24 protein-coding genes and 1 pseudogene are annotated in these 26,147 nt (G+C 68.9%); 12 read left to right on the top strand and 13 right to left on the bottom strand.

Going from position 1 to position 26,147, the window contains the following annotated elements:
• Window positions 1-16: 16 nt before the first annotated feature.
• Complete coding sequence (locus CVV72_RS39535; RefSeq protein WP_219149733.1) at window positions 17-1,600, bottom strand: sodium:solute symporter; 1,584 nt, start codon at window positions 1,598-1,600, stop codon at window positions 17-19.
• 9 nt (window positions 1,601-1,609) lie between these two features.
• Window positions 1,610-2,818, bottom strand: coding sequence for an anhydro-N-acetylmuramic acid kinase (locus CVV72_RS39540; RefSeq protein ID WP_219149736.1), 1,209 nt, complete (start codon window positions 2,816-2,818; stop codon window positions 1,610-1,612).
• A 152-nt stretch (window positions 2,819-2,970) separates the two neighbouring features.
• Here CVV72_RS39540 and ftsY point away from each other — a divergent pair, with 152 nt between their 5' ends.
• Window positions 2,971-4,287 carry a signal recognition particle-docking protein FtsY gene (gene ftsY / locus CVV72_RS39545; protein ID WP_219149738.1) on the top strand — a complete coding sequence of 439 codons (1,317 nt, stop codon included), beginning with the start codon at window positions 2,971-2,973 and terminating at the stop codon, window positions 4,285-4,287.
• On the opposite strand, the gene CVV72_RS39550 is transcribed toward ftsY, so the two are convergent.
• Both CVV72_RS39550 and CVV72_RS39555 read right to left on the bottom strand, forming a co-directional pair.
• The gene (locus CVV72_RS39550; RefSeq protein WP_219149739.1) at window positions 4,284-4,865 is read right to left on the bottom strand and encodes a hypothetical protein; all 582 of its coding nucleotides are present in this window, start codon (window positions 4,863-4,865) and stop codon (window positions 4,284-4,286) included. The two genes, ftsY and CVV72_RS39550, sit on opposite strands and share 4 nt — an antisense overlap.
• A gap of 90 nt (window positions 4,866-4,955) precedes the next feature.
• Entirely contained in the window at window positions 4,956-6,446 is a 1,491-nt protein-coding gene (locus tag CVV72_RS39555) for an MFS transporter (RefSeq protein WP_219149741.1), read from the bottom strand.
• Window positions 6,447-6,554: 108 nt separating this feature from the next.
• On the opposite strand from CVV72_RS39555, the gene CVV72_RS39560 reads away from it, so the two are divergent.
• The gene (locus tag CVV72_RS39560; RefSeq protein ID WP_219149743.1) at window positions 6,555-7,286 is read left to right on the top strand and encodes a TetR/AcrR family transcriptional regulator; all 732 of its coding nucleotides are present in this window, start codon (window positions 6,555-6,557) and stop codon (window positions 7,284-7,286) included.
• On the opposite strand, the gene CVV72_RS39565 is transcribed toward CVV72_RS39560, so the two are convergent.
• On the bottom strand, window positions 7,276-8,052 hold the full coding sequence (locus CVV72_RS39565) for an IclR family transcriptional regulator (protein ID WP_126733446.1): 777 nt from the start codon (window positions 8,050-8,052) through the stop codon (window positions 7,276-7,278). The two genes, CVV72_RS39560 and CVV72_RS39565, sit on opposite strands and share 11 nt — an antisense overlap.
• Window positions 8,053-8,155: 103 nt before the next feature.
• Here CVV72_RS39565 and aceB point away from each other — a divergent pair, with 103 nt between their 5' ends.
• Window positions 8,156-9,733 (top strand): malate synthase A, encoded by a 1,578-nt coding sequence (gene aceB, locus CVV72_RS39570; RefSeq protein ID WP_219149745.1) that lies wholly within the window; start codon window positions 8,156-8,158, stop codon window positions 9,731-9,733.
• Between the two features lie 4 nt (window positions 9,734-9,737).
• Entirely contained in the window at window positions 9,738-10,934 is a 1,197-nt protein-coding gene (locus tag CVV72_RS39575; protein ID WP_219149747.1) for an aldolase/citrate lyase family protein, read from the top strand.
• Here the strand turns inward: CVV72_RS39575 and CVV72_RS39580 are convergent.
• Window positions 10,913-11,659, bottom strand: a complete 747-nt coding sequence (locus CVV72_RS39580) for an ABC transporter ATP-binding protein (protein ID WP_219149749.1) — start codon at window positions 11,657-11,659, stop codon at window positions 10,913-10,915. The genes CVV72_RS39575 and CVV72_RS39580 overlap by 22 nt on opposite strands.
• 74 nt (window positions 11,660-11,733) lie before the next feature.
• Here CVV72_RS39580 and CVV72_RS39585 point away from each other — a divergent pair, with 74 nt between their 5' ends.
• Entirely contained in the window at window positions 11,734-12,363 is a 630-nt protein-coding gene (locus CVV72_RS39585; RefSeq protein ID WP_255632407.1) for a TetR/AcrR family transcriptional regulator, read from the top strand.
• Window positions 12,364-12,668: 305 nt separating this feature from the next.
• Here the strand turns inward: CVV72_RS39585 and CVV72_RS39590 are convergent.
• The 5 genes and pseudogenes from CVV72_RS39590 to CVV72_RS39610 form a co-directional block, all read right to left on the bottom strand.
• Window positions 12,669-13,918: pseudogene (locus tag CVV72_RS39590) on the bottom strand (DUF222 domain-containing protein).
• A gap of 221 nt (window positions 13,919-14,139) precedes the next feature.
• Window positions 14,140-14,625 (bottom strand): GNAT family N-acetyltransferase, encoded by a 486-nt coding sequence (locus CVV72_RS39595; protein WP_219149752.1) that lies wholly within the window; start codon window positions 14,623-14,625, stop codon window positions 14,140-14,142.
• A 9-nt stretch (window positions 14,626-14,634) separates the two neighbouring features.
• Window positions 14,635-15,237: a DsbA family protein gene (locus tag CVV72_RS39600; RefSeq protein WP_219149755.1), complete on the bottom strand. Its 603-nt coding sequence runs from the start codon at window positions 15,235-15,237 to the stop codon at window positions 14,635-14,637.
• 36 nt (window positions 15,238-15,273) lie between these two features.
• Window positions 15,274-15,756, bottom strand: coding sequence for a MarR family winged helix-turn-helix transcriptional regulator (locus CVV72_RS39605; RefSeq protein WP_219149757.1), 483 nt, complete (start codon window positions 15,754-15,756; stop codon window positions 15,274-15,276).
• Window position 15,757: 1 nt separating this feature from the next.
• Window positions 15,758-17,179: a PucR family transcriptional regulator ligand-binding domain-containing protein gene (locus CVV72_RS39610; RefSeq protein ID WP_219149759.1), complete on the bottom strand. Its 1,422-nt coding sequence runs from the start codon at window positions 17,177-17,179 to the stop codon at window positions 15,758-15,760.
• A gap of 136 nt (window positions 17,180-17,315) precedes the next feature.
• On the opposite strand from CVV72_RS39610, the gene CVV72_RS39615 reads away from it, so the two are divergent.
• From CVV72_RS39615 to CVV72_RS39645, 7 genes are read left to right on the top strand one after another with little or no spacing between them, the layout of a single operon-like run.
• Window positions 17,316-18,185 (top strand): xanthine dehydrogenase family protein subunit M, encoded by an 870-nt coding sequence (locus tag CVV72_RS39615; protein ID WP_219149761.1) that lies wholly within the window; start codon window positions 17,316-17,318, stop codon window positions 18,183-18,185.
• Complete coding sequence (locus CVV72_RS39620; RefSeq protein ID WP_125673221.1) at window positions 18,176-18,646, top strand: (2Fe-2S)-binding protein; 471 nt, start codon at window positions 18,176-18,178, stop codon at window positions 18,644-18,646. The genes CVV72_RS39615 and CVV72_RS39620 overlap by 10 nt, the downstream gene beginning before the upstream one ends.
• Entirely contained in the window at window positions 18,643-19,992 is a 1,350-nt protein-coding gene (locus CVV72_RS39625) for an 8-oxoguanine deaminase (RefSeq protein WP_219149763.1), read from the top strand. The genes CVV72_RS39620 and CVV72_RS39625 overlap by 4 nt, the downstream gene beginning before the upstream one ends.
• Window positions 19,989-22,271: a xanthine dehydrogenase subunit D gene (pucD, locus tag CVV72_RS39630; RefSeq protein ID WP_219149765.1), complete on the top strand. Its 2,283-nt coding sequence runs from the start codon at window positions 19,989-19,991 to the stop codon at window positions 22,269-22,271. The genes CVV72_RS39625 and pucD overlap by 4 nt, the downstream gene beginning before the upstream one ends.
• A gap of 32 nt (window positions 22,272-22,303) precedes the next feature.
• On the top strand, window positions 22,304-22,798 hold the full coding sequence (locus CVV72_RS39635; RefSeq protein WP_219149767.1) for a nucleoside deaminase: 495 nt from the start codon (window positions 22,304-22,306) through the stop codon (window positions 22,796-22,798).
• Between the two features lie 35 nt (window positions 22,799-22,833).
• Entirely contained in the window at window positions 22,834-24,276 is a 1,443-nt protein-coding gene (locus CVV72_RS39640; protein ID WP_219149769.1) for an NCS2 family permease, read from the top strand.
• The gene (locus CVV72_RS39645; protein WP_219149771.1) at window positions 24,267-24,638 is read left to right on the top strand and encodes a gamma-glutamylcyclotransferase; all 372 of its coding nucleotides are present in this window, start codon (window positions 24,267-24,269) and stop codon (window positions 24,636-24,638) included. The genes CVV72_RS39640 and CVV72_RS39645 overlap by 10 nt, the downstream gene beginning before the upstream one ends.
• A gap of 43 nt (window positions 24,639-24,681) precedes the next feature.
• On the opposite strand, the gene CVV72_RS39650 is transcribed toward CVV72_RS39645, so the two are convergent.
• Complete coding sequence (locus tag CVV72_RS39650; RefSeq protein WP_219149773.1) at window positions 24,682-25,371, bottom strand: hypothetical protein; 690 nt, start codon at window positions 25,369-25,371, stop codon at window positions 24,682-24,684.
• 102 nt (window positions 25,372-25,473) lie between these two features.
• Window positions 25,474-26,025 carry a TetR/AcrR family transcriptional regulator gene (locus CVV72_RS39655; RefSeq protein ID WP_219154410.1) on the bottom strand — a complete coding sequence of 184 codons (552 nt, stop codon included), beginning with the start codon at window positions 26,023-26,025 and terminating at the stop codon, window positions 25,474-25,476.
• Window positions 26,026-26,147: the final 122 nt, after the last annotated feature.

A 26,147-nucleotide genomic window follows, 5' to 3' on the forward strand; every position in this document is an offset into this window, starting at 1 on the left:
TACCACTCACGAGGCCCTAGACGGGGGTGGACTCCTTCACGTCCGGTTCGGCCAGCGGGTCCACGCTTCCGTGCCGCAGCGACAGCAGCCCGCCCACCACGAGCGTGATCACCACCCCGCACAGCGTGTACCAAGGCCACGCCAGCGCCACGGTGTTCCCGGAAGCCTTGCTGAAGTCGACGCCGATCAGGCTGCCGTCCGGTTTGTTGAACTTGACGCCCAGGATGATGAAGGCCATCACGATCACCGTCGACACGAACGCCGCGATCGCGTCCGCCTGCCTCGCCCGCTTGATCAGCAGGCCCAGGAGGAACGCGCCGAGCAGCGCGCCGTAGGTGTAGCCGGTGATGCCGAGCGCCTGCACCACGATCGGGTCGGCCGAGGTCTTGTTGGAGGAGGCGAAGAAACCCGCGCACAGGATCAGCGCGCCCGCCCAGACGATCGTCCAGATCCGGCCGTGCTTCAGCCGGTCGGCTTCCGGGAGCTCCCGGCCGATCACCCGTTCGTAGACGTCGGTCACCGTGGACGAGGCCAGCGCGCCGAGCGACGAACTCAGTGCGGCGGCGAGGATCCCGGCGATCACGAACCCGGACAGACCGCTCGGGAGGTCGTTCACGATGAAGTTCGCGAACAGTTCGTCCTTGTTGGCCAGCCCCAGCCCTTCCGGCTTCGGCTTCGTCGGGGCGAGGCCGTTGTACAGCGCCCACAGCAGCACGCCGATGAACAGGAACAGCGCGAACTGCAGGAACACCACGAAACCGCTGGCCACCAAGGCCTTCCGCGCGGCGCGCAGATCGTTGGTGGCCTGGAGGCGCTGCACGATCAGCTGGTCCGAACCGTGCGAGGCCATCGAGAGCACCGCGCCACCGATCAGCGCGGTGAAGAACGCGTACTGGCCGGTGAGCATGTTCGAGGAGAAGTCGAAGATCTGGAACTTGTTGGCGTCCACGGCCTTGCCGAACCAGCCGTCGGGCAGCCTGCCGGAGATCGCCCAGATCACCACGACCGCGCCGAGGACGTACCAGAGCATCTGGATCGCGTCGACCCAGACGACCGCGCGGACGCCGCCGAAAAAGCTGTAGAGCACCATCGCGATGCCGAGGCCGATGACGATGGTCCAGTACGAGACGTTCAGGCCGTAGGCCGCCATCACCACCTTGATCGGGATCGCGGTGGCGAACAGCCGGATACCGTCGGCCAGCGTCCGGGTGAGCAGGAACGTCACCGACGCGGTGCCCTGCAGCCCGCCGCCGAAGCGTTTGCCGAGGAAAGCGTAGGCGGTGACCAGGTTGCCCGCCACGTAACGCGGCAACAGCACCATCGACACCACGATCCGGCCGGCGATGTACCCGATCGCCAGTGCCAGGTACGTCATCCCGCCGTCGCCGGGGGTGGCGATGTAGGCCACCGTCGGCACGGAGAGCACGGTGAGGGTGGACGTCTCCGCGGACACCACCGAGAGACAGGCCACCCACCAGGAGATCTTGCCTTCGCCGACGAAGTAGTCCGAGCCGGATTTCTGTTTGCCGCCAATCCAGACGCCCAGCAAGGGCATGCCGACCAGAAAAAGCCCGATGATCGCGAGGTCAAGTGCGCGCATCCGTATCTCCTATCGCTCGCCGGTCTTCGCCGCTACCCGTAACCGGGTCACGGTTGAGCTGTGCGGCGCGGGAAGCCGCAGGGGGCCCGCGCCCGGGGTGATGCTGCCGAGCAGCCGGTCGCCGCGGGCACCGGTCGCCGACGGGAGGTTCCCCGGGACGCCGGACCACGTCAGCCAGCCGAGCAGAATGGTCAGGTATGCCTCTTTGCCCGCGCGGGGCAGCCCGTGGTCGTCGCTGGTCTTCAGCGCCGTAGCAGGCAGGTTCCTGGCGAGCGCGGTCATCAGCGCCGGATTGTCCGCGCCGCCGCCGGAGACGATCACCGTGGCGATGGAGTGGCGGCGGCATTCCGCGGCGATGGTCACCGCGGTCAGTTCGGTCAGCGTCGCCAGGAGGTCTTCCGCGCCGATCGGCGGGAGCCCGTCGAGCGCGGCGTCGAGATAGGTGCCGTGGAACAGTTCCTTGCCGGTCGACTTCGGCGGCGCGGCAGCGTAGTAGGGATCGAGCAAGAGCTTCGCCAGCAGGTCGGGCCGCACGTCGCCGCGGAGGGCGAGCGCTCCGTCGATGTCGGCGCGCAGTCCGGTGACGCGGTGCGCGGCGATGTCCATCAGCGCGTTGCCCGGCCCGGTGTCGTAGGCCAGGACATCACCGTGCGAAGGCACCACGGTGATGTTCGCGATTCCGCCGATGTTCAGCGCCGCGACCGGGCCGGAAGCGGCCATTTCCCGTAGCCACAACGCGTCCAGCGTGCTGGCCAGCGGCGCGCCGTGCCCGCCGGCGGCGACGTCGCGGACGCGCAGGTCGGCGACCACCGGCAGCCCGGTGCGCTCGGCGATCCACGCCGGATTCCCCACTTGCAGCGTGCCGCGGGCGGTGCCGTCCTCGACCCAGTGGAACACCGTCTGGCCCAGCGAGGCGACGACGTGCGCGTCACCGCCGGCCAGTTCCTCGACCCCGCGCGCGGCGGCCTCGGCGAAGGCCTGGCCGACCAGGGTGTCGAGTTTCGTGAGCTGCTCGGCGTCGCAGGGATTCGGTGGCAGTGCGGCGAGCAAGGCCTCGCGGAGCGCTTCGGGATAAGGGACTTCCAGTTGGCCGAGCGGGGAGAGCACCACGGTGTCCCCTTCGGCGCGCAGTTCGGCGGCCGCCACGTCGATCCCGTCGATCGATGTGCCGGAGATGAGCCCGATCACCCGGACCCCAGTGCCGGAGAAAACCGTCATTCGGAGTGGTCTAGCCGTCGGTCCCGAGATCGCGCAAGCCGACCCGTTTCTTCTTGTCCGAAATGAGTCCTATCCAGTGGATGCTTGACAAGATCGGCTTCCTTCCCGTGGGGCGTCTGAGCGCGACGGGGTGCGGATGCGAGGATGGCGCCGTGTCGAGTACCCCCTGGTTCTGGATCGTTGTCGTTGCCGTCGTGGTCCTGGTCGCCGTTCTGGTGGCCGGGCTGTTCATCGCGCGCCGCCGCCGGATCAGCCTGGACGAGTCCAAGGCCGCCGACGTCGTCGAGAAGCCGAAGGGCGGCGGTTACACCGCGACCGGCGGAATCGCTCTCGCCCCCGGCGGCGAGAAGACCGAGGAAGAACCGGATCACCCGGTCGAGGATCGTCCGGAGACCGACGGGCAGCCCGCCGTCGGGGACGACGCCTCGGTACCGAGGGATTCCGCGCAGCGCACGGTGCGCGACGTCGAACTTCCCGAACCCACCGAAGCTGCCGAGGAAGCGGCGCCCGCGCCCGCTCCGGCCGAGGAGATCGCCCCGGCCACGGGCCGCCTGGAGCGCCTGCGCGGCAGGCTGGGCAAGTCCCGTTCGGTGTTCGGGCAGAGCCTGCTCGGCCTCCTGGGCGCCGGTGACCTGGACGAGGATTCCTGGCAGGACGTCGAGGACACGCTGCTCATGGCGGATCTGGGTGCCGCGACGACCACCGAGATCGTCGAGCGCCTTCGTGACGAGCTGAAGCGGCGCGCGGTGCGGACCTCCGAGGAGGCGCGCGCGGTTTTGCAGGAGGTGCTGACCTCCGCTCTCTCGACCGACGCGGTCCGGGCCGTCCGCGCGCTGCCGCACACCGTCGACGGGAAGAAGCAGCCCGCCGTCGTGCTGGTCGCCGGGGTCAACGGCACCGGCAAGACCACCACCACCGGCAAGCTCGCCCGCGTGCTCGTCGCGCAAGGGAGCACCGTGGTGCTCGGCGCGGCCGACACCTTCCGCGCCGCGGCGGCGGACCAGCTCCAGACGTGGGCCGAGCGGGTCGGCGCGGAGGTCGTGCGCGGCAAGGAGGGCGCGGACCCGGCGGCGGTCGCCTTCGACGCCGTCAAACGCGGCACCGAGGCGGGCGTGGACACGGTCCTGATCGACACCGCCGGCCGTCTGCACACCAAGACCGGCCTGATGGACGAGCTGGGCAAGGTCAAGCGAGTCGTCGAGAAGCAGGCGAAGGTCGACGAGGTGCTGCTGGTGCTCGACGCCACCACCGGGCAGAACGGGCTGATGCAGGCTCGCGTGTTCTCGGAGGTCATCGACGTCACCGGCATCGTCCTGACCAAACTGGACGGCACCGCGAAGGGTGGCATCGTCTTCCAGGTGCAGCGCGAACTCGGCGTGCCGGTCAAGCTCGTCGGCCTCGGAGAGGGGCCGGACGACCTGGCGCCGTTCGAGCCTGGCGCGTTCGTCGAGGCCCTGCTCGGCGGCTAAGCCGCGCGCATGCGGGGTACCAGCACTTCCACTATGTAGCGGGAAACGTGGAGGCGGTGGTCCAGGCAGAGTCCGAAGTGCACCTCGTGGATATCGCACATCCGGCATCCCGGGCGCCTCAAGCCGGCCGGCGGGGGAGACCCGGCGGAGCGGACGAGCACCGGATCCGGGCGAAGACGGACTTTCGCGGTGCCGTTGCCGCCCAGCCACACCAGCTGTGATCCGACGGCGTGAAGGATCGGCGCCTGGCCGTGCCGGGGAGACAATTCCAGGACCTTCGCCGTGATCTCGTAGCGGCCCCGGTTCAGCCGCACACAGGCGCTTTCCCCGAGCACCGTGGGCACGGTCAGGCTCTCGCCGAAACGATCGAGCCTGCGCAACGTGAGGACGACCGGTGCTTTCGCGCCCCGGCAGTACGGCAAGGTGTACTGCACGGTGACGTCGAGGTCACTGGTCACTTCGGCGCCTTGGACGCTCAGATCGTGCCGCTGCGGCTTCCGGCCACCTGTGGTCACCGCCCGGTCGAGGGCCTTCTCCGCGAGTTTCTGCCCGATCCAGGTGATCAGAGCGTCGACCATCTGAAACCCCCTCGCTCGGCTCATCTCGAGATTACGGCGAAGGCCCCTCTCCCGGCTCAGCCGAAAGAGGGGCCTTCGCGGACTTCGCGGTCAGACTGAAACCGGGGCGTCGGCCGAGACCAGCGCCGTCTTCTTGTCCCGCATGACCAGGAACGCGACCACCGCCGCGGCCAGCACGCCCACCGCGCTCACCAGGAACGTCATCGACATCGCCGAGGTGAACGACTCGCGGGCCGCGGTGACGAGGCCGCCGTCGCCGGTCGCGAAGGCGTCACCGATCGAAAGCCGGGCCTGCGCCGGGGCGGTCTCGGGCATGTTCGACGTGAACAGGCTCGACACGACACTGCCCAGGATCGCGATGCCGAGCGCGGCGCCCAGCTGCTGGATGGTGTCGTTGAGCGCGGAGCCGACACCGGCCTGCTCCTCCGGCACCTCGCCCATCAGCGCCGCGATCGCCGCCGGCATCGCCAGCCCGCCGCCGGTGCCGAGCAGGAACAGCGCGGCCGCGGGCAGCAGGAAGCCCTCGTTCACCGACAGCGTCGCGAGCAGGCCGAAGCCGCCTGCCATCACGATCATCCCGCCCGCGGCCAGCGCGCGGTTGCCGATCTTCTGGCCCAGCGTGGCGCCGAGGGTGTTGAACAGCAGCGACGCGATGGCCATCGGGATGAACGCGAGACCCGCCTCGGTCGGGGTGTAGCCGAGCACGAACTGCAGGTACTGCGTCAGGAGCAGCAGCAGACCGCCGTTGCCGATCTGCACCAGGGTGAGAGACAGGCTGCCGCCGCTGAAGTTGCGCTTGCGGAACAGCTTGAGCGGGACCATCGGCGACGGCGTGTGTCGCTCCCAGAACACGAAACCGGTCAGGCTCACCACCGCGATCGCCAGCGGGACCAGCGTCCCTGCCTCGGTGATGCCGTGCTTCGGCAGTTCGATGATCGTCCAGACCAGCGCCGTCATGCCGACGGCGGAAAGGATCGCGCCGAGCGGGTCCGGCTTCTGCCACGGGCCCTTGGACTCCGGCATCAGCGTGAGCGCGGCGATCACGGCGATCACGACGATCGGCACGTTGATCAGGAACACCGCGCCCCACCAGAACCACGCGATCAGCACGCCGCCCAGCACCGGGCCGCCGATCATGCCCAGCATCGCCACGGCGCTCCACGCCGCCATCGCCTTGCGGCGTTCTTCGTCGTCGAAGACGGTGATCAGGATCGACAGCGTGCTCGGCATGATCAGCGCGCCGCCGACGCCCATGACCGCGCGGGAAACGATCAGTTCGAGCGGATTCGCGGCGAACGCGGCGACGAGTGAGGCCACCCCGAACAGGGCGAGCCCGATGAGCATCACCTTCCGGCGTCCGAACCGGTCGCCGAGACTTCCCGACGTGAGCAGCAGGCCGGCGAACACGAGGATGTAGGAGTCCAGGATCCACTGCGTGTCCTGGGCGCCGGCCCCGAGGTCTTCGGCCAGCGGCGGCACGGCGACGGTCAGGACCATGTTGTCGACGACCAGCACGAGCGTGCTCAGGCAAAGCACGATCAGGATCCACCAGCGGCGTGGATCGCGGACGGGTTCGTTCATCGGGATACCCCCAGAAGAGTTTGCGTACATTGTTCGGTCGATGCGCACACTGTACGCAGAACGAAACGCTGTACGCAATAGGGGTACTTCGTGCGCTAAGGTGGGGGCATGTCGATCGAGGAACAACCGATCCAGTCGGTATGGACGCGTCCGCGCCGGAAGCGGGATCAACCCGCGTTGAGCCAGGCGCAGATCGTGGCCGAGGCCGTCCGGCTCCTGGACGTCGAAGGTGTCGACGCGCTGAGCATGCGCAGGCTGGGTACCGCGCTGAACGCGGGCGCGACCTCGCTCTACCGGCACGTGGCGAACCGCGACGAGCTGATCGAACTGGTCGTCGACGAGGTCTACGGCGAGATCACCGTGCCGGACGGCGACGACCCGGCAGGGTGGCGTGAAGCGGCCGTCGTGGGAGCGGAAAGCGTCCGCGCGATGATCCTGCGGCACCCGTGGGTCGCTTCACTGCTCGGCTCGGTCGGCCTGTCGTACCTGGGGCCGAACGTCATGCGGCTCAACGAGCGGCTGCTGGGTGTCTTCGTGGCCGCGGGATTCCCCGGTGACGAGGCGGATCAGGCGATCAGCGCGGTCATCTCCTACGTCATCGGCATGGGGACGACCGAGGCGGCCTGGCTCACGACGGTCGCCAAAAGCGGCCAAAGCGAACGTGACTGGGCGGAGCGGCTGCGCCCCGCCGTCGAGGTGGCGGTGGAGGGGCATCCGCATCAGCGGGAAATGCTCGCCAGAGCCGTCGCCGAAACCGATCCGGTCCGGCTTCGTGACGAGAAGTTCCGCTACGGGCTGGACCGGATGCTCGACGGCTTGGAGGCCAGGCTCAAACGGTGACCCCGTCCTTCGAAAGGGTCGAGCCGAGCGAGTTCGCGATCCGCTGGACGACGGGTGCGATCCGCTCGACGGCCTCCATCGTGAGCCGTCCCGAAGGCCCGGACACCGAGACCGCCGCCGGCACCGGCGCGCCCGGGACCGCGACGGCCACGCAGCGGACGCCCAGCTCCTGCTCGGCCTCGTCGAGTGCGTAACCCTGCTGGGCGATCTTCGCCAGCTCGCGCAGGAGTGCGTCCTGGTCGGTGAAGGTGTGCTCGGTGTAGGAGGGCATGCCGGTCCTGGCGAGCAGCGCCGTGACGTCGTCGGACGGCAGATGCGCCAGCATCGCCTTCCCCACGCCGGTGCCGTGCGGCAGGAGACGCCGTCCGACCTCGGTGAACATCCGCATTGAATGCTTCGAGGGCACCTGGGCGACATAGACGACCTCGTCGCGCTCCAAGACGGCGAGGTTCGCGGTCTCGCCGACCTCGTCGACCAGCTCCGCGAGCAGCGGCCGCGCCCACGAGCCGAACTGCATGCTGGCGTTCTCGCCCAGCCGGATGAGGCGGGCGCCCAGCGCGTACCGGCGGTTGGTGTTCTGCCGGACGTAGCCCAGGTCCACCAGCGTCCTGATCAGCCGGTGGATGGTCGGCATCGGCAACCCGGACAGGGTCGCCAGCTCCGAAAGACTGGCCTCCCCGCCGGTGTCCGCGAGATGCTCCAGGAGCTCGAAGGCCCGCTGAAGGGACTGGACGCCGCCGTCGCGCCCGTTCTTCTCCGCTGCCACCGTGGTACTCCTTACGTCGGCGTTGATGTTCCGCTATGCAGAAACTATAGTCCGTCATGTAAAACCGTAGGGACGTTATCTTTCCGAACTCGGGGTGTTACTCATGTCTGAAGCTCAGGTGCTCGGCGATCCGGTCGAGCGCGGGGACGAAATCCTCACGCCGGAGGCGCTCGCCTTCCTCGCCGGCCTGCACGAGGCCTTCGCCGCCCGCCGCGACGAGCTGCTGCAGGCCAGGAGCAAGCGCCGCGAGGAGGCCAGGACCACCGGCAAACTCGACTTCCTGCCGGAGACCAAGGAGATCCGCGAGGGCGACTGGAAGGTCGCCGAGGCTCCGCCCGCGCTGCGTGACCGCCGCGTCGAGATCACCGGCCCCACCGACCGCAAGATGACCATCAACGCGCTGAACTCCGGCGCCAAGGTCTGGCTCGCCGACCTCGAGGACGCCAACACGCCGCACTGGGCGAACGTCGTCTCCGGTCAGGTCAACCTGTACGACGCGGTCCGCGAGACCATCACGCTGGAGAGCGGCGGCAAGAGCTACGCGCTGAAGGACGACGTCGAGCACGCGACCATCGTCGTCCGCCCGCGCGGCTGGCATCTCGACGAGCGCGGCCTGTCCTTCGGCGGGCGTCAGGCCGTCGGCGCGCTGGTCGACTTCGGCCTGCACTTCTTCCACAACGCGCAGGAACTGCTCAACCGCGGCAAGGGCCCGTACTTCTACCTGCCGAAGATGGAGAGCCACCTCGAAGCCCGGCTCTGGAACGACGTCTTCACCCACGCGGAGAAGACGCTCGGCATCGAGCACGGCACCGTCCGCGCGACCGTGCTGATCGAGACCATCCCGGCCGCGTTCGAGATGGAAGAGATCCTCTACGAACTGCGCGAGCACGCCTCCGGCCTCAACGCCGGCCGCTGGGACTACCTGTTCAGCGTCATCAAGTACTTCCGCGACGCGGGCGAGAAGTTCGTCCTGCCGGACCGCAACTCGGTCACCATGACCGCGCCGTTCATGCGCGCGTACACCGAACTGCTGGTGCGCACCTGCCACAAGCGCGGCGCGTTCGCGATCGGCGGCATGGCCGCGTTCATCCCGAACCGCAAGGACCCCGAGGTCACCGCCGCGGCGCTCGACAAGGTCCGCGCCGACAAGAGCCGCGAGGCAGGCGACGGCTTCGACGGCTCCTGGGTCGCCCACCCCGGCATGGTGGACATCTGCCGCGAGGAGTTCGACAAGGTCCTCGGCGACAAGCCGAACCAGCTCGACCGCACCCGCGACGAGGTGTCCGTCACCGCCGACCAGCTGCTCGACGCGGCTTCGACGCCGGGCGACGCCACCGCGGCGGGGCTGCGCGCCGCCGTCGACGTCGGCATCCGCTACATCGCCTCCTGGCTGAGCGGGAACGGCGCGGCCGCCATCCACAACCTGATGGAGGACGCGGCCACCGCGGAGATCTCGCGTTCGCAGGTGTGGCAGTGGGTGCGCAACGGCACGCGGCTCGACACCGGCGACAAGGTCACCGAGGAGCTGGTGCGTGGCGTGCTGGCCGAGGTCCGCGGTGAACTCGCGGCCGAGATCAAGCCGGAACTGCTGGAGCCCGCCGTCGAGCTGTTCGAGCAGGTCGCGCTCGCCGACGAGTTCCCTGACTTCCTGACCCTGCCCGCCTACGAACGGATCAAGTAGACAGATGGGGAACGGGCGGCTCACCGAGGACGTTTACACCGCCGCGGACGCGCGTCTGGCCGAAGCCGACGCGCGCGTCGCGGCCAAATATCCCGGTGAGCCGCCCGGCCGCCAGCCCGTGCACACGGTGTACGTGCCCGCGTCGCGGTACAAGACGCGGCTCGTGGCGGACTGGGGCAAGCAGGCGCTGCGGGTCTTCGGTGAGCACGCCGACCACCTCGGCCTGGACGCGGACATCGCCGACCGGGTCCGGACCAAACTGCTGACCGAGCCGATCGAGGATCTGCGGATCGACTTCGAGGACGGCCTCGGCAGGCCGGGCGACGACGAAGAGGACGCCATCGCGCTCGCCGCCGGGCGGACCCTCGCCGTCACGGGCGGCACACCGTTCGTCGGAATCCGGTTCAAGAGCTTCGAGCAGGCGACCCGCCGCCGCGGCATCCGCACGCTCGATCTCTTCCTGGCCGGGTTGCTGGAAAGCGGCCCGCTGCCGGACGGTTTCGTCGTCACGCTGCCGAAGGTGACCGCCGTCGAACAGGTCGAAGTGGCGGCGGACGTCTTGGAGCGTCTCGAATCCGCGTACGGCCTGCCCGACGGCGCGCTGCGGTTCGAAGTCCAGATCGAGACCGCCCAGTCCATTGTGGACATCGCCGGGACGGTGGCGGTACCGCGGATCATCGAAGCCGCGCGCGGCCGGTGTTCGGGCCTGCACTACGGAACCTACGACTACAGCGCCGGGCTCGGGATCAGCGCCGAGTACCAGAGCATGGAACATCCAGCCGCCGACTTCGCCAAGCAGCTCATGCAGGTTTCGGCCGCGGGCACCGGCGTCCGGCTTTCCGACGGCTCGACGAACAAACTGCCCGTCGGCGACGCGATCCTCCCGGCCTGGCGCGAACATCTGCGGCTGGTGCGGCGATCCCTCGAACGCGGCTTCTATCAGGGCTGGGATCTGCACCCGCATCAGCTGCCGACCCGCTTCGCCGCCACCTACGCGTTCTTCCGCGAAGGTTTCCCGGCCGCGCTGGGCCGGTTGCGGGATTACGCGGACCAGACCGGGCGCGGGGTGCTGGACGAACCGGCGACCGCGCAGGCCTTGGCGAGCTTCTTGGTGCGTGGCCTGGATTGCGGAGCCGTGGACGTGGGGGAGCTTTCGTTCTCCCGGGCGGAGTTGGACGGCTACGCGCGAAGGACGGCGTGATATCCGGCGAGAACGTCGTCCAGTGAACCGCGTGCGCGGATTCGGCCTTCGTCCATCCAGAGGGCCGTGGAGCACAGTTCCCGCAGTAGTTCGTCCGAGTGCGACGCGAACACCAGCACGCCGGAGCGGCGGGCGAGGTCGACCAGCCGCTCGCGTGCCTTGGCGAGGAACGCGGCGTCGATCGCGCCGAGGCCCTCGTCGAGGATGAGGATCTCAGGATCGATGGTGGTCACCACGCCGAGCGCGAGCCGCACCCGCATCCCGGCGGAGTAGGTGCGCAGGGGCAGGTGCAAGTAGTCGCCCAGTTCGGTGAACTCGGCGATGTCGTCGACCCGTTTCGTCATCTGCTTGCGGCTCATGCCGAGGAACAGGCCCCGGATCAGGATGTTCTCGTGCCCCGAGACCTCGGGATCCAGTCCCACGCCGAGGTCGAACACCGGGGCGATCCGCCCGACGACTCGTGTGCTGCCCCTCGTCGGCTCGTAGATGCCGGACAGCAGTCGCAGGAGAGTGGACTTCCCGGCACCGTTGTGCCCGACCAGGCCGACGCGGTCGCCTTCGTTCAGGGACAGGGAGATGTCCCGCAACGCCTCGATGATCGGAACCTTCGCGTCGGTGCCGATCTTGCCGCCGACCTTGCCGAGCACCCGCTTCTTCAATGACCGGGTCTTGGCGTCGAAGATCGGGAAATCGACGTAGGCGTCCTGTACCTCGATGCTCACCACGGGCCGGCCTCCTCACGCTCGTCAAATGCGAACGGAAGTTATCATTCGCATCCGGGTGCGGTAACGTGCGGCCGGTGAGTCCATCCGTCGAGCAGGGCTTCCGGCCGCCGCAGCAGGCCCGCAGCCGGGAGTCGTTGCAGAAGGTGCTGGCCGCGGCCGAACATGTCCTGGCAGGCCAGGGCTTCGAGGAGTTCACCGTCGCGGCGGTCGCCGAGCGGGCGGGAATGTCGGTGGGCGCGATCTACCGCCGGTTCGACGGCAAGAACCAGCTGCTTTACGCCGTGAAAGACCAGCTGCTCGGACAGCTGGAGGCCGGCGTCCACGAAGCGCTTCGTTCCGCAGAGCCCGGATTGAGCGGCGTCGTCCGCGAGTTCACTCAGGCGTTGGCGAGGACCTTCGCCCGTCACGACCGGATCTTCTCCGAACTGCTCGACAGCCAGCGCGCCGAAGGGCGCGACCGCGGCCTCCGCGCGTTGGACAAGATTCAGCGCGATTTCGTGGAGGCTGCCCGGCCTTGCTTCGGCGAAATCCGGCGGGCGGACGAGGAACAGGCGATCCGGATGATGAGCCGGACCATCATCGGATCCTGTGTGCACCGGGCCGCCAGCGGCCGGTTCTGGTCCGACGGCCTCGGCTGGGATGCTTGGGCGAGTGAGACGACCGAGATGGCCTTGGCTTATCTGGGTTCGGCTCCTTTGCGATGAAGTGGAGCCCGCTCGGTGAGCATTGGGGGAGTCCGGGCTGTGTGCCGCGGTGGATGAGGGGGCTCATCGGCGGAAGAAGCTGATGGCTCAGGGGTGTGCGCGATTACCGGGTGGTCCGGTGCCGGGAGTGGCGGAGCCGGGCACGTGTAGCGGTGGTCTTCGTTGCCGAGGTGGCGGCAAGTCCTGAGATTCTCTGATCGGATTTTGCGACGTCAGATGTCTCGAAATCCACACAGTCGCCGGTCCTGGCCGATGTCGGGCATGCCGAGGGGCCCGTCGCCGGGTGGCTGGCGGGTTCCTCGGGTTCAGCGGTGGAGGGTGTTGCGTCTAGGTTGTCGGAGCGGGTCTCGGTATTGGGGTGGGATGAATTCCGGTAGTCCGTCGGCGGCCATGCGGACTTCCCAGTTACCGTGGTGGATCAACCGGTGGTGGAATCCGCAGAGCAGTACGAGGTTGCGGAGGTCGGTCGGTCCGTCGTCTGCCCAGTGCACGATGTGGTGGGCGTGGCAGTTCTTGGGTTTCCGGTGACAGCCCGGAAACGCGCAGCCCCCGTCGCGGATGTTCAACGCCCGCCGCTGGCCCGGTGTCACGAACCGTCGCAGTCGTCCCACGTCGAGGGGTTCACCCGCGGCGCTCAGTACAACGGGCAGCATCAGGCAGTCGCAGGCCGCGAGGCGGGCTTCGCGGGCGGTCATCGTGCCGACGAAGTCCAGGCAGGCGGTGCCGAGGCCGGATTTGAGTTCGTCGAGTCCGATGGTGACGTGGACGAGGGTGCGGTAGCCGCTGGTGCCGGGCTGGTCGGGGCACGCGATCGCCAGGTCGAGAATATCGACCTACGCGTCACCCATCCGTTCGCATTTCATCCGCAGATCCGCCTGCCCGAACTCGTCGACGGGTCGCGGTTGCGCGTAGGCCTCCAGGGCGGCGGCGGTACGGGCACCGGTCTCGTCATCCAGGAGACCGGTTAGCTTCCAGAACCCGTCTTGCGGCGCTCCAGCGTGATCTCCCGGCGCGGCTCCTTCGGTTCCGGATCCTTGGGCTCCTTGCCGTCAGGGTCCAGCAATGCCAGGAGGTTCGCCTCGGCCTTGGCCAGCTGCCGAGGACCCGCGCTCGGGGCAAGATCGGCGAGAATCTTCTCGGCATTGGCACGGTCCTCGGCGGAGGTGTCGGCCGGGAGTCTCTTCATGATCTCGAGGATCTGATCGATCCGTTCATCTCCGACCAAGCCCTCGGCCGCGACGGCGGCGGTGGCGGGCAGCGCGGCCGGAACCTCGGTGCCATCCAAAGCGCGGGTCGGGTTCAGCGCGATGGCCCGCTTCACCACCGCCCCCGCTTCACCGACCGACAGCCCCGCGATATCGGCGAACCAGTTCGCCGTGCGGCCATAGCCGTACAAGTCTTTGATGCCCCGAGACTCGATCTCCGCCAGGTACCGCCCCAACCCGGCGGTGGCCATGCGAATCACCCGCAGAGACTGCTGCACGCCATGGGCAAGCTCCAGCTTGCCAGCGCGCCACAACTCCTGCGGCAGTTCGGGAAGGAAAGTCTCGGACACCTCCCCATAATACCGCACCAAATAGAACATGTGTTCGTAATTTTAAGCGACGAGCGAAATGTGCGAACAACACTGAAGGGTGATCCGCTCGGTGTGGCGCGAACACGCTAGGAAAACGAAAGTGCGCCCGGACCTGTGAAACCGATAAAGAGAGATAATTGCCACTGAAGGCGAAAGTGCACCCAAACCTCGCCGCAATTAGTCATCTAATTGCGGCGATCTCAAGCGACCGGCTTGACATAACGTCGGCAAGGCACCGAAACCACCCCGTCCGGACCAAGAACCCGGTTGTCGAACTCGCCGTCGTCAACCCATCCGCACCGCTCGTAAAACCGCCGCGCCCGCGCGTTCCCCGGCGCCACCGCGAGCCAAGCGCGTGAATGCCCGCCTGCGCTCACCACTCGTTCGGCCTCCGCGAGCAGTGCCCCGGCCACTCCGCTCCCGCGATGGTCCGAAGAAACGTAGACCTGCTCCACCTCGTCGCCGACGACCATCACGAAACCCGCCACCCCGCCGCCCGCCACAGCGACGGTCGTGTCGCCGACGCGTTCCGCGGCCCGGTCCCAGAACGACTCTCGGGTGCGGATGCGGACGAGCGAGTCGGGCACGTTGCCGAGATGGCCGTCCTGCCAGCCGTGGTACCAGATCTTCGCGACGGCGTCGGCGTCCGCGGGTGTCGCTCCACGAAGCGAAACAGGCAAGGGCATGCGCGAAGTCTACGAAACGAGCGCGCCGATCCGCCGCTCCACTTCCTCCGCGCTCGCGTTTCCGGAAACCAGCGTGACGACCCGTTCCCCGTCATCGGCGAGCAGTGTCGGGTATCCGGTGACGCCCAATTCCCGTGCCCGCCGGAAATCGTCCGCGGCGGAAACCCGGTCCAGCGCGGCCTCGACGGCGTCCCCGTCCAGGCCTGCCCGCTGCGCGACCACGCGATAGGTCGAGACCTCGGACAGGCTCAGCCCATCGAGGTAGAAAGCCTCCTGCAGCAGCGCCGCGAGGCGTACCGCGCGGTCCGGACCGACCTCGCGCAACGCCGCCATCCCGCAGGCGGCGGCTTCGGAGTCCATGACGAACTCCCCGTCCGCGATGAGCCGTTCGTAGCCGTCCCCGAACGGCGCGCCGGTCCGGCGGGTGATCTCGGCGTTGGCTCCCTGGACGTAGCCGAACTGCCGGATCGGGACGCGGCGCCCGCCGAGGAACAGGCCGCCGGACACCACTTCGACCGGCAGGTCCGGATGCCGGTGCGCGACGTCGGCCATGGTGCGGGCGAACCCGTATGACCAGCCGCAGTACGCGTCGAAGACATAGATGAGCTTCATGACGGGACTCAACGATGTCTGACTGGTCAGATATTCCTACCGGAGTTTGGGGAGTGCGTCACGGGCCGAGTGGCTCAGCGTCCGGAGGTCCTGCGCGAACCGTTCGCGGTGGTCGGCGGGCAGCGGGTCGAGGAAGAGCCGCTGGATGTTCTCGACGTGCACCCGCGCGGCCCGCACGGTCGTCTCCTCGCCTTGCGCGGTCAGCCGTACGAGCTGCACGCGACGGTCCTGCGGATCGGACGAGCGGACGACAAGGCCGAGTGTGGTCATCCGGTCGACCAGCCTGGTCGCGCCGCCGGTGGTCAGCACCTGCTCCTGTGCGATCGCGCGCATGCTCATCCCGGCGTCACCCGACCTGCCGACGATCAACAGGACCTCGAACATCAGATGCGAGATCCCGCATTCGGCCTCCAGCGCACGGCCGAGCAGGTATTCGAGCCGGTTCGCGGCGCCCATCATCCTGCCGAAGGCGACCACGCGCGGGTCGTAGGCGGCTTCTTTCGCCGTGGTGATGCCCATTTCAGCTCCCTGCCGACAAGGCCAAATAGACGTCGAGCTGTTCGGTGAACTCGGTCAGGTCGGTGCCGAGCAGTTCGCTCGCGCGCCCGATCCGGTACCGCAAGGTGTTGACGTGGATGTGCAGCGCCCGCGCGGCCCGCGTCGGTGAGCCGGAACATTCGAGATAGACGCGCAGGGTGTGCACCAGATCGGTGCCCTGTTCGGCGTCGTAGCTCACCAACGGGCCCAGGACCCGCCGCCGCAACGCCGCCCGCAGGTCGTCGGGTGCGCCCGCCAGCAGCAGCCGGTGCATGCCGATCTCGCCGCCCGGGACGACCTCGATCGTGCCGGGCCGTTCCGCCGCCACGGCCAGCGCGTAGCGCGCGACCTCTTTCGCGCCCCGCAGCACGGAAACCGAAGAACGGTCGCTGACGCCGATCAGCACCCGGCGGCACGGCAACAGGGATTCCATGCCGGTCAGGGTGTCGGTCACCGTGGCCGGCCAGTCCTCCGGCCATTCGCCGTCGTCCTCGGCCAGCGCCCAGGTGGTTTCCCCGGCGGGGCCGACGAGCGCGCCCGGCGGCAGGAGTTCGGTCAGGATCCCGCGCGCCGCTTCGGATCCTTCGGTGCGCGCGACGACGACCCGCAGATCGCCGCGGAGCCCGGTCGCGGTCAGCGCCGCGTGCGGATCGCCCCCTTCGTCGAGCGCGGCGAGCAACGGTTCGAGCACCCTGTCGGTGACGGCGCGGACCTCGTCCGCCCGCGTGCGCGCGAGCCCGATCAGCCCGGCGAGCTCCTCGGCGATCTCGGCCTGTGAGGCGGTCAGCCTGCCCCCGATCGCGAGCAGCCACGGCAACGCGTGCCTGCCGCCGACTGGCCGCACCGAGACGTCGTCGGATTCCAGGGAACGCCCGCCCGCGGCGACGAACCGGCGCACCAGCTCCGACGGGGTGCCGACAGGTACCACCCAGCAGGGGAGGCCGATTTCGCCGCGCGCCCGCTCCAGGAGGGCTTCGACCGACGAGTCTTCCGTCGCCGCCGAAAGCAAACGTTTGCGGGCGCCTTCCGCGGCCGCGGCCAGTGCCAGGACGACGCGTTCGGTGACGACCGAGAACGACAGGTCCGCCGGCACCTCCAGCAACGGGATCCCGTGTCGCGTACAGGCTTCGACGAGGTCTTCGGGAATCCCGTCGGAGTCGGCTCCGGACGCCGCCAGCGCCGCCGCCCCCGCCTTCGCGAGCGCCGCGACGAACGCCTCCGAATCACCCGGCCCGCGCCACCACAGCAACCCGCTCAGGACGAGCTCGCCCGCCGACACGTACCGCCCGGGATCGGACAGTTCCGTGACGTAGATCCGGGACACCGGACGGTCGAGCAAAGCCGTCCCGGCGCGGACGCGCAAGCGCAGCCCGGGGAGCGCGAGCAGAGTTTTCACGGTCGTCATCAGGTTTGTAGGAAAGCACAAAACGACCGGCGCGTGCAGGGGAGATTTCATGCTTCGGCACCGTTGCCGCCGTGCGGGCGCAGGGCGTCTACTGAGTCAGCCGTCACACAACGCCGCCGAACCGAGGAGCCCGAGAGTGGATTTCCTGCGCCCCAGCTCGCTGACCGAGGCGCTCGCCGTCAAGGCCGAGCGGCCCGACGCGGTGCCCATCGCGGGCGGCACGGACGTCATGGTGGAGCTCAACTTCGACCACCGCCGCCCCGACGCGCTGCTCGATCTCAACCGCGTCACCGAACTCGCGGAGTGGAGCGAGAGCGACGGCAGGATCCGCCTCGGCGCCTCGGTGCCCTACGTCCGGGTGATCGCTGAGCTGGGTGAAGTTCTGCCCGCGCTGGCCATGGCTTCGCGCACCGTCGGCTCGCCGCAGATCCGCAACCGGGGCACCGTCGGCGGCAATCTCGGCGCCGCCTCGCCCGCCGGGGACACGCATCCCGTCTTGCTCGTGCTCGGCGCCGAGGTCGAGGCCGCCTCCGTCCGCGGCACCCGGCTGATCCCGGCCGAGGAGTTCTACCTCGGCGTGAAACGCAACGCCCTCGAACCCGACGAGCTGATCACCGCGGTGCACCTGCCAGCCGAGGTCGGCCCGCAGCAGTTCGCCAAGGTCGGCACACGCAACGCGATGGTCATCGCGGTCTGCTCGTTCGCGCTGGCCCTGCACCTGGACACCCGCGAGATCCGCGCGGCCGTCGGGTCGGCGGCGCCGACACCGCGCCGTGCGATCGCCGCCGAAGAATTCCTCGGCGCCGAACTTCCCTGGGCCACCAAGGCTTCGATCACGGATTCCGTCAAACGCCGATTCGGCGAGCTGGTGTCGGAGGCGGCGTCGCCGATCGACGACGTCCGTGGCAGCGCCGACTACCGCAAGCACGCGCTGTCCGTCCTGGCGCGGCGAACGCTGACCTGGGCGTGGAACGACTTCCAGAAGGGTGAACGCGAGTGCGCGTGAACGTGACGATCAACGGTGAGTCCCGCCAGGCCGACGACGTCTGGGAGGGCGAAAGCCTGCTGTACGTCCTCCGCGAGCGGCTCGGCCTCCCGGGCTCGAAGAATGCCTGTGAACAGGGCGAATGCGGCTCCTGCACGGTGTACCTCGACGACGTCCCGGTGTGTTCGTGCCTGGTCGCGGCCGGTCAGGTCGAGGGCCGCGAGGTGCGCACCGTCGAAGGGCTCGCCGAGGGCGACAAGCTGGACCGCGTCCAGCAGTCCTTTGTGGACGCGGGTGCCGTCCAATGTGGCTTCTGCACGCCCGGCCTCGTGGTGGCCGCGCACGATCTGCTCAACCGCGTCGAAAACCCCGCCGACGAGGAGATTCGCGAGGCGCTGGCGGGGAACCTCTGCCGGTGTACCGGATACGAGAAGATCCTCGACGCCGTCCGGTTGGCCGCGACCAGGGGAGAGACCACGTGAAGACCGTCATCGAGAACGCCGCGATCGCCACGGTCGACGGAGCGGGCACCGAGCACGCCTCGGGCCACGTCGTCATCGAGAACGACCGGATCGCGGCGGTCGGCGCGGGGAAGGCGCCCGACGGCGAGTACGACGACCGCGTCGACGGCTCCGGCTGCCTGGTCACGCCCGGTCTGATCAACACCCACCACCACCTCTACCAGTGGGCGACCCGCGGCCTCGCCGCCGACCACACGCTCTTCGAATGGCTGGTCGCGCTGTACCCCATCTGGGGCAGGCTCGACGCCGAGATCACGCACGCGGCGGCCACGGCCGGCCTGACGCGGCTCGCGACCACCGGCTGCACCACGGTCGCCGACCACCACTACGTCTTCCCGCGCGACGGCGGTGACCAGGTCGAAGCCCTCGCCGCCGCCCGCATCCGGATCGGCGTGCGGCTGCACGTCGTGCGCGGCTCGATGGACCGGGGCGAGTCGCAGGGCGGGCTCCCGCCGGACAACCTCGTCGAGGAGACCGAGGCCGCGCTGCTCGGCACCGAGGCCGCGATCGAGCGGTTCCACGACTCCTCCGCCGGCGCGCATCTGCAGATCGCGGCCGGCCCGTGTTCGCCGTTCTCGGTGAGCGAGCGGCTGATGACCGGCGCGGCGGAATTGGCGCGCCGCAAGGGAGTCCGCCTCCACACCCACCTCGCCGAAACGGTCGACGAGGAGAAGCAGTGCCTCGCCGAAGTCGGCTGCACCCCGGCCGAATACGCCGACAAACTCGGCTGGCTCGCCGACGACGTCTGGCTCGCGCACTCGATTCACCTCGCCCCGGAGGCGATCCGGCGGATGGGTGCCACCGGCACCGGTGCGGCACATTGCCCGACGTCCAACGGGCGGATCGGCGCCGGGATCGCCCCGGTCCGGCAGCTGCTCGACGCGGGGGTGCCCGTCGGGCTCGGCGCCGATGGCGCGGCGTCCAACGAATCCGGGGGACTCGGCGAGGAACTGCACCAGGCGCTGTTGCAGGCGCGGCAGCGCGGCGGACCGCGCGGGCTGACCACGCGTGAGGCCCTGTGGATGGGCACGATGGGCGGCGCGCGCTGTCTCGGCCGCCAGAAGGATCTGGGTTCGATCGAGGTGGGCAAGCTCGCCGACCTCGCGGTTTGGAACCTGACCGGCCTGAACTACGCCGGGATCACCGATCCGGTCGCCGCACTGGTGCTCGGCACGACCCCGCCGGTCGAGCGGCTGTACGTCGGCGGCGCGACCGTCGTCGAGGGCGGAACGCTGCGCGAGGAATCCGAAGACGAGATCGCCCGTGAGCTGGCCGTGGCCAGTGCGCGACTGAGGGAGACGGTATGACCACCACTGAAGTCTCCAAGCAGACCACCGGGAACGGGGTGGGGACGAGCCCGCAGCGGCCCGACGGCACGGTCAAGGTCCGCGGCGAGTTCGCCTACTCCTCGGATCTGTGGCACGAGGACATGCTGTGGGGCGCGACGCTGCGCAGCCCGCATCCCTACGCGCGGATCACCGGCATCGACATCGCCGAAGCCCTTGCCGTGCAAGGGGTGTACGCGGTACTGACCCATGAAGACGTGCCGGGCGTGAACAAGTACGGCCTGGAGCACGCGGATCAGCCGGTGCTCGCCGTCGACGTCGTGCGCTACCAGGGAGAGCCCGTCGCGCTCGTCGCCGCGGACCACCCCGAGACCGCGCGCCGCGCGATGAAGCGGATCAAGGTCTCCTACGAGGTCCTCGAACCGGTGACGGACTCGGAGAAGGCCGCCGCCGGCGAGGGCGCCGAGCTGCACCCAGGCGGGAACGTCGTGCGTCACGCCAAGATCCGGCACGGTGACCAGTCGGTGAAGGCCGACGTCGTGGTGTCCGGGGTCTACGAGGTCGGCATGCAGGACCAGGCCTTCCTCGGGCCGGAGTCGGGTATGGCGATCCCGGACACCGAAGGCGGCGTCGACCTTTACGTGGCCACGCAATGGCTTCACGTGGACCAGCAGCAGATCGTCGCCGCGCTGGGGCTGCCCAAGGACAAGGTGCGGCTGACGCTGGGCGGGGTCGGCGGCGCGTTCGGCGGCCGCGAGGACCTTTCGATCCAGGTCCACGCGTGTCTGCTGGCGCTGCACACCGGCAAGCCGGTCAAGATGGTGTACAACCGCGAGGAATCCTTCTACGGCCACGTGCACCGCCACCCGGCGAAGATGTACTACGAGCACGGCGCGGACAAGGACGGCCGCCTCGTCTACGTGAAGGCGAAGCTGTACCTGGACGGCGGCGCGTACGCCTCGTCCACCGGTGCGGTGGTCGCGAACGCCGCCACGCTCGGCGTCGGACCGTACAATGTGGACAGTGCTTCGGTCGACTGCTGGGGCGTGTACACCAACAACCCGCCATGCGGCGCGATGCGTGGTTTCGGCGCGGTGCAGGCGGGTTTCGCCTACGAGTCCCAGATGGACAAGCTCGCCGAGGCGTGCGGGATCGACCCGGTCGACATCCGGATCCGCAACGCGATGGCCGAAGGCAGCGTGATGCCGACCGGTCAGATCGTCGACTCGGCCGCCCCGGTCGCCGAACTGCTGGAACGCCTGCGCGCCAAGCCATTGCCCGTGGTACCCGAAGAACTGGACCTGCGCCGCATGCCCGGCGGCGTCTCCAACACCACGCACGGCGAAGGCGTCGTACGCGGGGTCGGGTACGCGGTCGGCATCAAGAACATCTGCTTCTCCGAAGGCTTCGACGACTACTCGACCGCCCGCGTGCGGCTGCAACTCGTCGGCGGCGAACCCGCGGCGACCGTGCACACCGCCGCCTGCGAGGTCGGCCAGGGCCTGGTCACGATCATGCAGCAGATCGTGCGGACCGAACTCGGCATCGACCAGGTGACGATCCTGCCGATGGACACGAACATCGGCAACGGCGGTTCGACGTCGGCCTCCCGGCAGAGTTACGTCACCGGTGGCGCCGTCCAGGCCGCGTGCGTCGCGGTGCGTTCGGGGCTGCACAAGCATTTGGCGGGCAAACTCGCCGCGGACGGGAAGCTGAGCGTCGTCGCGAACAAGGTCGTCTCGGCCGACGGCAGGGTGCTCGCGGATCTCGCCGACGTCCTCGGCGACGAGGTCTTCGACGAGACCGTGGAATGGCGTCACCGGCCGACGGTGCCCATCGATCCCGAGACAGGACAAGGGAACGCGCACGTCCAATACGGTTTCGCGGCACACCGCGCGGTCGTCGACGTCGACACCGAACTCGGCCTGATCAAGGTCGTCGCGCTCGACTGCGCACAGGACGTCGGCAAGGCCCTCAACCCGCAAGCGGTGCTCGGCCAGATCCAGGGCGGCTCCGCGCAGGGCCTCGGGCTCGCGGTGATGGAGGAGATCCAGACCGACGGCGGGAAGATCCGCAATCCGTCGTTCACCGACTACCTGATCCCGACCGTGCTGGACATGCCGCCGATGGACATCGACGTCCTGGAACGGCCCGACCCCAACGCACCGTATGGTCTGCGCGGGGTCGGGGAACCGCCGACGATCTCGTCCACCCCGGCGATCGTCGCGGCCATCCGCGCGGCCACCGGGCGCGCGCTGCCTCGCGTGCCCGTGCGCCCGGAGCACCTCACCGGCACCTGATATCCGTACTTTTTCGAGCTAGGAGCACATCCGTGGGTACCCGTCTGTCCATTTCGGAGTCCGACGAGCAGAAATGGCTCGCCGAAGCCGTCCAGCTGGCCACCGCGAACGTCGAGCGCGGCGGTGGCCCGTTCGGCGCGATGATCGTCCGTGACGGTTCGGTGCTGGCCACCGGGACCAACCAGGTGACCCCGACGCTGGACCCGACGGCGCACGCCGAGGTGGTCGCGATCCGCGCGGCCTGCCAGGCGATCGGCGACCACAAACTCGACGGCTGCGTCCTCGTCACCTCCTGCGAGCCCTGCCCGCTCTGCCTTTCCGCCGCGCTCTGGGCGCGGGTCGGCAAGGTCGTCTACGCCGCGGACCGCCACGACGCGGCCGAGGCGGGCTTCGACGACCGCGAGTTCTACGACCTCTTTTCCCGCCCGCGCGAGACCTGGTCCCTACCCGTCGGCCAACTGTCCCTTCCGGACTCTTTCGCGCCTTTCCAGGCTTGGCTGTCGAAACCCGACAAGAAGGCCTACTAGAAACTCTTCCCGCCCCACAACGTTGTGGAGTAGGCATGACCCAATTAGGTACAGAGCGTCCCCACCTGCCCTCGCCCGAGCCGGGGCGGCTGTCCGGGCTCGACCGCTGGTTCAAGATCTCCCACCGCGGCAGCACGATCGGCCGCGAGGTGCGCGGCGGGATCACCACGTTCGTCGCGATGTGCTACATCGTGCTGCTCAACCCGCTCATCCTCGGCGCGTCGGCGGACATCACCGGCGCCCGGCTGAGCACCGAGGCGATCACGACCGCGACCGCGCTGGCGGCGGGGGTCACCACGATCCTGATGGGGCTGGTCGGCAACGCGCCACTGGCGCTCGCGGCAGGCCTCGGCGTCAACGGCGTCGTGGCTTTCCAGATGGCTCCGGCCATGACGTGGGCGCAGGCCTTCGGGCTGGTCGTCCTCGAAGGTTTCTGCATCGTGCTGATGGCGGTTTCCGGTGTCCGGGAACGGATCATCAACGCGATCCCGATGGCGCTCAAGGTCGCGATCACCGTCGGCATCGGCCTCTACATCGCGCTGGTCGGCCTGGTCAGCGCGGGATTCGTGACCAGGACACCGGATTCGGCGCAGTCGACGGTGCCGGTGCGGATGGGGATCGCGGGCCATCTCGAAGGCTGGCCGATCGCGATCTTCTGCCTCGGGCTGCTGCTGATGATCGTGCTCGTGAGCCGCGGCGTGCCGGGCGCGGTGCTGATCAGCATCGCGGTCGCGACCGGGCTCGCGGTGCTGGTCAACAGCGTGTTCCACGTCGAAGGCTGGGGGCTGGTCGAACCCAAGGTGCCCGACCAGGTCGTGGCGCATCCCGATTTCAGCCTGCTGGGCGACATCGATCTCTTCGGTGGCTTCGGGTCGGCGGGCGCGGTGACGGCGGCGGTGTTCCTGTTCACGCTGGTGCTGTCCGGGTTCTTCGACGCGATGGGCACGATCACGTCCGTCTCGGAGGAGGCGGGCCTGGTCAAGAACGGCAAGGTCGAGGGGATGGGCCGCATCCTGCTGGTCGACGGCGCGGGCGCGCTGGCGGGCGGGGTCACCGGATCGGCGCCGAACACCGTGTTCCTCGAATCGGCCGCAGGTGTCGGCGAGGGCGCACGGACGGGGCTGGCGAGCATCGTCACCGGCGGGCTGTTCACCGCCACACTGTTCCTGACGCCGATCGCGGCCATCGTCCCGGCGCAGGCCGCGGCGCCCGCGCTGGTGGTCATCGGCGGCATGATGATGGCGCAATGCGCGCGGATCCCTTGGCGGGACCTGGATTTCGCGATCCCGGTGTTCCTGACCATCGCGCTGATCCCGTTCACCTACTCGATCACCAACGGGATCGGCGCCGGGCTGGTCGCCTACGTGCTGATCAAGATCTGCAAGGGCAAGATCCGCGAGATCGGCTGGATCCTCGGGATCCTGGCCGCGGTGTTCGGGGTGTACTTCGGGATCGAAGGGATCATGTCGTGGTTCTGATGTTCCTCAACGGCGGCGGGATGCGCGGCGGGCCGCTGCACGAACAGTTGCGGGGCACGCCGTTGTGCTGTGTTGCCCGGTCCGCGCCCAAGTACCACTACTACTCCGTGGGCGACCGGTTCCCGGCGATGCACGAGGGCGGTTCCGCGTCCGTCGTGGGCGAGGTCTACGACCTGCCGCTCACGGTGCTGAGGGATCACCTGGTCCCCGCCGAACCGCCGGAACTGGAGCTGGGTGTCATCGAACTGGAGGACGGCGCGGCCTGCCTCGCCACCGTCCTGCGTACGTCCTATGTGGACTCGCCGGAACTGACGGACATCTCCGCGGTGGGGGACTGGCGGGCGTATCTCGCGTCCCGCTAGTGGTTCTGTGAAGGCCTCCCCGGGGGGAGGCCTTCACAGAACGTCAGAGCACGAAGACGAGGTCGCTCGCCGCCGCGTGGAACATCTCGGGCGAACCCGCGTAGAAGGCCCGCCAGGCGCCGGGCTTGCGGTGTTCGGCCGAAGCCGCGAAGGCCCAGGTGGTGCCGTTCCAGGTGGCGGTGACCGTCGCCGCCGTGGTCCAGCGGTAGGTGCTGAACGAGAAGTACTGGAGCTCGACCGGGATCGGGTTCGCGGTGTACCGGCCGGGGAACTCGATCGTGCCGGAGCCGGTCACCGCCTTGGCCGCGTCCCGGCCCGCCGCGAACGACGTGATCTTCGCCGGGTGGAGCACGACGATCTTCGCGGTGTCGGCGCCCGAGTTCGCGATCGACGGGTCGGTGGAGAAGAAGTCGGCGCGGTAGTTGCCGGTGCGGATCGGGGTCAGCGTCGCGCTGTACGCGCCGGCGGCGTCGGTGACCGGCTTGGCCTGCGCCTCACCGCAGAAGCCGTTGAAGCAGAACGAGATGCCCACCTCGGCGCCCGCGATCGGGGTGGCGTCGGCCTTGGTGAGCTTCCCGGAGACCGTGACGGTCTGCCCGGCGTCGATCCTGGTGCTGCTGGTCGTCGTGGTGAGGGTGGACGGCTGGACCTCGGCGGCGGTCGCGGGTACCGCGCCCGCGGTGAGCAGCGCGGCCGCGGCGATGGTGCCGATCACGAGCTTCCTGATGATCATGGGCTCCCCAAACGGATTCCGGTGTTGGCGACGGCTAGGTCGGCCGGAAGCCGTCGTCCGTTGCGGGGAAATCCCGGTGTTCAGAAGCCTGCCGTCGGTGCTTCACGCATCCGGGAGCAACGTGCGCGCGAAGGCCACCGACGAGGCGCCCGCGACCTCGAGCGCTTCGGTGTTACGCAGCGAACGGCTCAACACGAACGCTCCTTCGAGGCTGTTCACCAAAGCGATCGTGAGGCGCCGCGCGGCTTCCGGTTCGAGCCCGTACTTGCCCAGCTTCTCGGCGCCGGTCTCGATCCACGCCGTGAAGACGTCGGCCGTCGCGATCCGCAGCTTCTCGTTGGTGCTGGCGACCTCCAGCGCGACCGTCGCGATGGGGCACGCGTCGGCGTAATCGGTCGCCTTCAGTGTCTCGGCGGCGCTGGCGAAACACGCCTCGATGCCGTGGACGAGGTCCGGTTCGTCGGCGAAGAAGATCTCGAACAACGCGAGGTACATCATCCCCGAGGTGCGGATGACCTCCTCGCCGAGCTGTTCCTTGCCGCCGGGGAAGAAGTGGTACAGCGAGCCGAACGGCGCGTTCGCCGCCTCGACGATCTGCTTCACCCCGGTGCCGGTGTAGCCGTTGCGCCGGAGCAACTCGGCGCCGGCGTTCACGATACGTTCCCGCGTTCCAGTCACCCCGCCATGATAGAGCGTTCTATCTAACCCCTGAAACGTGAAAGATGCTCACTTCTATTGTGGACGGCGGTGGGAACTTGCCAGGATCGGCCGGTAGT

Origin of the sequence: Amycolatopsis sp. TNS106, assembly GCF_019330265.1 — a bacterium.
Classification (GTDB): domain Bacteria; phylum Actinomycetota; class Actinomycetes; order Mycobacteriales; family Pseudonocardiaceae; genus Amycolatopsis; species Amycolatopsis lurida.